We start from the raw sequence: 6,721 nt of genomic DNA, 5'->3' as shown, positions 1-6,721 counted from the left end.
GCGCACTTCGCTGATTAAGAGTTTCTTCCGCATGTCAGATACAAAGTATATTTTGGCAAGTTCAAAAATAGACTGCCAATACTTTCGGAACGATTAATATATTTTGGCAAGTTCAAAAATAGACTGCCAATACTTTCGGAACGATTAATATATACGACCAAGACGCCGATCACCGCCGCTGACCTGCTGAATGATCGGGTACTGCCGTTCTTTGAACGTCATGAACTGCCTATGCTACGCATTCTGACTGATAGAGGAACAGAGTACTGCGGCAGGGCTGATCAGCACGACTACCAGCTTTACTTGGCCGTGAACGACATCGATCACACCAAGACCAAGGTGAAGTCGCCGCAGACCAACGGGATCTGCGAGCGCTTCCACAAGACCATCCTGCAGGAGTTTTATCAGGTAACCTTCAGGAAGAGACTCTATGCTGACATGGAGAGCCTGCAGCAGGATCTCGACGACTGGTTGCTGTACTACAATGCACAGCGGACACATCAAGGAAAGATGTGCTGTGGCCGCACGCCGCTGGCCACGCTGGAAGACGGGAAACAAATCTGGAAGGAAAAATTCATCGGCTGAATTTGACCTGACAGTCACGCCATCGAAATCGGTAACTGTCAGATTAAGTCCCGACTACTACATCTGATAACCTACCAGGGAGGGTTGTGGATGTTGTAACGCCGTTTGCGACCAGGGGGGATGTGCCTCTCAGAGCCACTTGGTGGCGCTTCAGTATTCAGGTTGGCGTCAGAAAAGTTCTGGTTTTTTCGCTCCAGAGAGACCCGCAACATAAGAAAGATCATCACCCACATGCTGACCTGACTGATCATTGGGTAGAAAGACTGACCAGCAACAGCGCCAAACAGCTGGCTGACTGTAAACGCCAGGCTGCTGCCGCCTATTGCCATATTGAAGGAGTCTCTCTTGTCCCTGAACAGGGTGAGACTTTTTATCACGATAATCAGAAAGAAGATAAAGATGGGGATCGAGAACAGCAGGCCGTTATCGAGGGTCAGCTCAAGATAGGCGTTGTGTGGGTGAGGGAATGACTCGTGATAGGCATTCCAGAGGAAGGGTGCAATATCGCTGCGGATCATGGCGTGTCGTCCATGTCCCCAGATCGGCTGTTCGGCGATCTTTTCGATTACAAAGGGCCAGATCTCGGTGCGACCGGAGGTGACCGTATAGAGGTCCATGTCGTCCGCTTTAACTGGTCCGCCGCTGTCGAGTTCAGCGTTGCGGTTATCCGCGGTATCCTGGGTGAAGCCCTCTGTGAAGCGTTCGGTCACCGACGGGATAGTGACGGCAATGGTCAGAACCACCAGCGGCGTGATGAAAAAGAATTTGCGCCAGCGGTACCAGGCCAGAATGAATGCCACCCCCATCCAGCTACCCATGCCGATGCGGCTGCCGGTCAGTGCGATAGCAAGTGCACAGGCCATGCTGGAGAGCACCAGAAATGTCTTGTTGAGTGAACTTTTAGAGAGCTGGATCAAGGCGAAAAAGGCCCAAGCAGCACCGGAGAGCAGCACGGCCACATCACTGCGAAAGTAACCGATCTCACGGTCGATGACGCGCACGGCGCGCTTCTGCAGCAGATCACCATCGACGAGGGTGCTCACCGGCATCCAGCGGATTACCTGCAAGGCAAGCAACAGATTCATTATCAGAACGGATGCGAGCGCCCACTGCATGCGGGTCTTGTCGTTGGTGCCATAGTAAAACATTATGCCTGGAGCGACATATTTGAGCACATTGATGATGTCATCGATAAATAGGCTCTGCCCAGTGAAAAAGTCGCGTCGGCCAACCAGTAAAGAATATTCGTTGAGGATGGCGGAATCCCCGGCGGCCCTCAGATAAGAGGCGACGATGATGACTAGGTACCAGACTAGATAGAAACGGATCGATAGGGGAAGTTTAGGGGCCTTCCACTCCCTGGCGCGGGCGGAAAACCAGGCGAGAAAGGTGGATGCGAAGAGCAGATTCCAGGGGTTGAGGCCGGGGATGCCAGCCACTGCCTTCGGCATGTCTGGACGCTCGACAAAGGCCATCAGTACGACCAGAAAACAGAGGGTCTTGAACCAGTCGCGCCAAGCGTAGACGCTGAAAAATGCGACAATCATCCAGATTAGGGCTACACGCATCGGCTTTCGACTCTTGTTGGTGAAGGCTAGATCAAAGCGGACTCCAGTCCAGCATTGTCAGGCTAAGCGCTTGAAATTTGAAGCCCGAGATTCCCCTAATTACTAGGGGTGTCACAAATAGCTGGCAAGAAACTTCCCGGTATAGGAATCGGGGTGGGCGGCGACGGTTTCTGGTGTGCCCTCTATCAGAATCTCGCCCCCTCGGTTACCACCCTCCGGGCCCAGGTCGATGATCCAGTCAGCTGTCTTGATGACGTCGAGATTGTGCTCGATCACCACCACCGTATTGCCGTGGTCACGCAGCCGGTGCAGCACCGCAAGCAGATGATTCACGTCGTGGAAGTGCAGCCCGGTGGTTGGTTCATCGAGAATGTAGAGAGTGTTGCCGGTATCGCGCTTGGAGAGTTCCCGGGAAAGTTTGACTCGCTGCGCCTCGCCGCCGGAGAGGGTGGTGGCGTTCTGCCCGAGGGAGATATAGGAGAGCCCCACATCCATCAGAGTCTGTAGCTTGCGTTTGATCACTGGCACCGCATCGAAAAAGGCCAGCCCCTCCTCCACCGTCATCGCCAGCACCTCGTCAATCGACTTGCCCTTGTACTTCACCTCCAGGGTCTCGCGGTTGTAACGCTTGCCCTTGCAGACATCGCACTGCACATAGACGTCGGGCAGAAAGTGCATCTCCACCTTGATCACGCCATCGCCACGGCAGGCCTCGCACCGGCCGCCCTTGACGTTGAAGGAGAAGCGCCCCGGGGTGTAGCCACGGGTGCGGGACTCCTGGGTGCCGGCAAACAGTTCGCGGATCGACGTGAACAGCCCAGTATAGGTGGCCGGGTTGGAGCGCGGTGTGCGACCGATCGGGCTCTGGTCGATATCGACCACCTTGTCGAAGTGCTCCAGCCCTTCGATCGACTCATAGGCTGCCGGTGAGCTGTTGGCGCCATTCAGTTCGGCGGCGCAGATAGGGTAGAGGGTATCGTTGACCAGGGTCGACTTGCCGGATCCTGAAACGCCGGTAATACAACAGAAGGTGCCGACCGGAATGCTGAGCGTCACCTGCTTCAGGTTGTGGCCGCTGGCCCCGGTTACCCGCAGAAACTCGCCGTCACGTCCGGCATAGCGTTCGGTGGGAACGGCGATGCTGCGCTGACCGGAGAGATATTGGCCGGTGAGCGAGTGCTCGACTGCGGTGATCTCTTCGGCGGTACCCTGGGCGATGATCTGGCCGCCATGCTCGCCGGCGCCGGGGCCGATGTCGACCACATGGTCAGCGCTGCGGATCGCATCCTCATCATGCTCCACTACGATCACCGTATTGCCCAGATCTCGCAGATAGGTGAGGGTGTTGAGCAGTCGCGCGTTGTCCCGCTGATGCAGCCCGATGGAGGGCTCATCCAGCACGTACATGACGCCGACCAGGCCGGCGCCGATCTGGCTTGCCAGGCGGATGCGCTGCGCCTCGCCGCCGGAGAGGGTTTCGGCGCTGCGGTCGAGGGTGAGGTAGTCGAGCCCGACATTGACCAGAAAGCTGAGGCGCTGATCGATCTCCTTGACGATCTTGTCCGCGATCTTGCCACGTTTGCCGGGCAGCGCTAGCTGTTGAAAAAAACTCAGCGCCTGGCCGATCGGCATTGCGCTGATCTCAGGCAGGGTGTTGTGCGCGACAAACACATGGCGTGCCGCCTGGTTGAGGCGGGTGCCTTTGCACTCCGGGCAGGGCTGGCTGGAGATGTAGTGTGCCAGCTCCTCGCGTACCGCATTCGAATCGGTCTCCCGATAGCGGCGCGACATGTTGTGGATGATCCCTTCAAAGGGGTGTGTCTTGCGGGTCGAACGGCCGCGCTCATTAAAGTAGCTGAACTCGATCGACTCGTTGCCACTGCCGTAGAGGATCTTTTTCTGCACCTGCCGCGGCAGCTCCTGCCACGGCGTCTCGGGATCGAATGCGTAGTGTCTGCCCAGCGAGCTGATCATTTGATAGTAGTAGGTATTGCGCCGGTCCCAACTGCGCACTGCGCCACCGGCCAGCGACAGTTCGGGGTGCGCGACTACCTTGTCTGGGTCGAAAAATTGCTCCACGCCGAGTCCGTCGCAGGTGGGGCAGGCCCCCACCGGATTGTTGAAGGAGAACAGCCGGGGTTCCAGCTCGCTTAGGCTATAACCGCACTGCGGGCAGGCAAAGCGGGAGGAGAAGATCAGCTCCTCGCCGCCGCCATCCAGCGCTGCGACCCGTACCAGGCCGCCAGCGAGATTGAGCGCGGTCTCGAAGGACTCGGCCAGACGGCTCTGCAGATCGGGGCGTACCTTGAAACGGTCGACTACCACCTCGATGTTGTGCTTTTTGTGCAGCTCAAGCTCGGGGGGCTCATCCAGCTCGAATAGTTCGCCGTCGATGCGGGCGCGGATAAACCCCTGAGCATGCATCTCGGCGAGTAGTTTATGGTGCTCGCCCTTGCGCTCCGAGATCACCGGCGCCAGCAGCATTAGCCGACTCCCCTCGGGCAGCGCGAGCACCAGATCGACCATCTGACTGATGGTCTGGGCCTCCAGCGGGGTGTCGTGCTCCGGGCAGCGTGGCGTGCCGGCGCGGGCGAATAGCAGCCGCAGGTAGTCGTGGATCTCGGTGATGGTGCCGACGGTGGAACGCGGGTTGTGGGAGGTGGTCTTCTGTTCGATGGAGATCGCCGGTGAGAGCCCCTCGATGTGGTCCACATCGGGCTTCTCCATCAGTGAAAGAAACTGCCGGGCATAGGCGGAGAGCGATTCCACGTAGCGTCGCTGCCCCTCCGCATAGATGGTGTCGAAAGCCAGCGAGGATTTGCCGGAGCCGGAGAGCCCGGTGATCACGATCAGCTTGTCGCGCGGCAGGGTCAGGTCGATATTCTTCAGGTTGTGGGTCCGCGCGCCGCGGATTTGGATGGTATCCATAGCTCTCTGGTTAGGCTTCCGGTCGATCTGGGAGGCGGCGCGCGGCGCCTATATTACCCCCCCGATTCCAGCCGGTTTTTTGCAACAACGATTCAGGCGAACCTGCTACTATACGCGCTCTTTATTTGTAGAGGCAAAGCGGATCTGAGATGGCAAAGAGTAGCGGAGAGGGGCAGGGCCTGAACCCTCTGGAGCGGCGCGCCGCGTTTTCTCTGGCGGGGATTTTCTCGCTGCGCATGATGGGACTTTTTCTGATCCTACCAGTGTTCGCCCTCTATGCGGAGGACATGGCTGGAGTGACGCCGATGCTGGTGGGAGCGGCGATCGGCGTCTACGGTCTGACCCAGGCAGTGCTGCAGATCCCCTTCGGTATGCTCTCCGATCGCATCGGCCGCAAACCGGTGATCATTGCTGGCTTGTTGATCTTTGCCTGCGGCAGTGCGGTGGCGGCCTCCGCTGACACTATCTGGGGGATCATTGCCGGTCGTGCGTTGCAGGGTAGTGGCGCCATCGCCGCAGTGATTATGGCGCTGGCTGCGGATCTGAGTCGTGAGCAGCGCCGCCTGCGCATGATGGCGATCATCGGCATGAGCATCGGTGCCGCCTTTGCCGTGTCGCTGGTGCTGGGGCCGGTGCTGAACAGCTGGATCGGCGTGCCGGGAATCTTCGGGCTTACCTCGATACTGGCGTTGCTGGGCGTAGGCGTGGTGCTGTTTGTCGTGCCGACACCGCAGAAGAGCGAATTCCACCGCGATGCGGAGGCGGTGCCGGGGCAGTTCGGCAAGGTGCTGCGGGATCCCGAGCTGGTGCGACTGGACTTGGGGATCCTCATCCTGCACATGACACTAACGGCGCTGTTTCTGGCCTTTCCCCTGGCGCTGCGGGATTTGGGCATGGCCAGCGACTCCCATTGGCAGGTCTATTTGCCAGTGATGCTGGTGGCGATGGCAGCAATGGTGCCGTTTGTTATCATCGCCGAGAGTAAGCGCAAGATGCGGCCGGTCTTTATCGGTGCGGTGGCCGCGCTGGCCCTGGCCGGCCTGGCAATGGCATTAATGCGTGATCTGTTTGCCGGCTTGGTGCTGGCACTACTGCTATTCTTTATCGCGTTCAACCTGCTGGAGGCGACACTGCCGTCGCTGGTAGCCAAGGTAGCGCCGGGAGAACGCAAGGGCACTGCCATGGGGGTCTACTCCAGCTCCCAGTTTACCGGCGCTTTCATCGGCGGCCTGCTGGGTGGCTGGGTCCACAGCCAGTATGGTGTCGAGGGGGTGTTTCTCTTTTGTGGTGGCATCTCGACGCTCTGGTTGCTGATCGCCTGGGGCATGTCGGATCCGAACTATCTGAGTAATTTCCTGTTGCCGGTGGGGGAACTGGAGGAGGATGATGCCGCGCTGCTGGAGAAAGAGCTGAGCGGGGTGGCTGGGGTTGCGCAGGCGGTGGTGATCCCGGAAGACCGCATCGCCTATCTCAAGGTTGATCTTGCTCTGTTCGATGAGTCGGCCTTGGATGCATATTGCGCAGAGCAGGCGTAAACTCCCACGCTTGGCTGCCGGGATCCCGGCGATGGCAACAAAACTCAATTTATAGCTCACGCGAAGGCAGGGACGCTGCATTTGCGGGAGAGGATAGGGGGAAAG

3 protein-coding genes and 1 pseudogene are annotated in these 6,721 nt (G+C 58.5%); 2 read left to right on the top strand and 2 right to left on the bottom strand.

Annotated elements, in window-relative coordinates:
• Positions 1–147 precede the first annotated feature (147 nt).
• Positions 148–585: pseudogene (locus Ga0074115_RS10020) on the top strand (integrase core domain-containing protein); the annotation flags it as partial.
• A gap of 71 nt (positions 586–656) precedes the next feature.
• Here the strand turns inward: Ga0074115_RS10020 and Ga0074115_RS10015 are convergent.
• Complete coding sequence (locus Ga0074115_RS10015) at positions 657–2,153, bottom strand: O-antigen ligase family protein (RefSeq protein WP_057956647.1); 1,497 nt, start codon at positions 2,151–2,153, stop codon at positions 657–659.
• Between the two features lie 111 nt (positions 2,154–2,264).
• Positions 2,265–5,081: an excinuclease ABC subunit UvrA gene (gene uvrA / locus Ga0074115_RS10010; RefSeq protein ID WP_060528475.1), complete on the bottom strand. Its 2,817-nt coding sequence runs from the start codon at positions 5,079–5,081 to the stop codon at positions 2,265–2,267.
• Between the two features lie 149 nt (positions 5,082–5,230).
• On the opposite strand from uvrA, the gene Ga0074115_RS10005 reads away from it, so the two are divergent.
• The gene (locus Ga0074115_RS10005; RefSeq protein ID WP_057956649.1) at positions 5,231–6,616 is read left to right on the top strand and encodes an MFS transporter; all 1,386 of its coding nucleotides are present in this window, start codon (positions 5,231–5,233) and stop codon (positions 6,614–6,616) included.
• Positions 6,617–6,721 lie beyond the last annotated feature (105 nt).

The organism is endosymbiont of Ridgeia piscesae, assembly GCF_001443665.1.
Lineage (GTDB): Bacteria > Pseudomonadota > Gammaproteobacteria > Chromatiales > Chromatiaceae > Endoriftia > Endoriftia persephonae.
This window is presented reverse-complemented; position numbering and strand designations above follow the sequence as displayed.

Excerpts from the sequence above, each read along its gene's own strand:
- Ga0074115_RS10015 (WP_057956647.1), bottom strand. The coding sequence starts at position 2,153 with ATGCGTGTAGCCCTAATCTGGATGATTGTCGCATTTTTCAGCGTCTAC.
- uvrA (WP_060528475.1), bottom strand. The coding sequence starts at position 5,081 with ATGGATACCATCCAAATCCGCGGCGCGCGGACCCACAACCTGAAGAAT.
- Ga0074115_RS10005 (WP_057956649.1), top strand. The coding sequence starts at position 5,231 with ATGGCAAAGAGTAGCGGAGAGGGGCAGGGCCTGAACCCTCTGGAGCGG.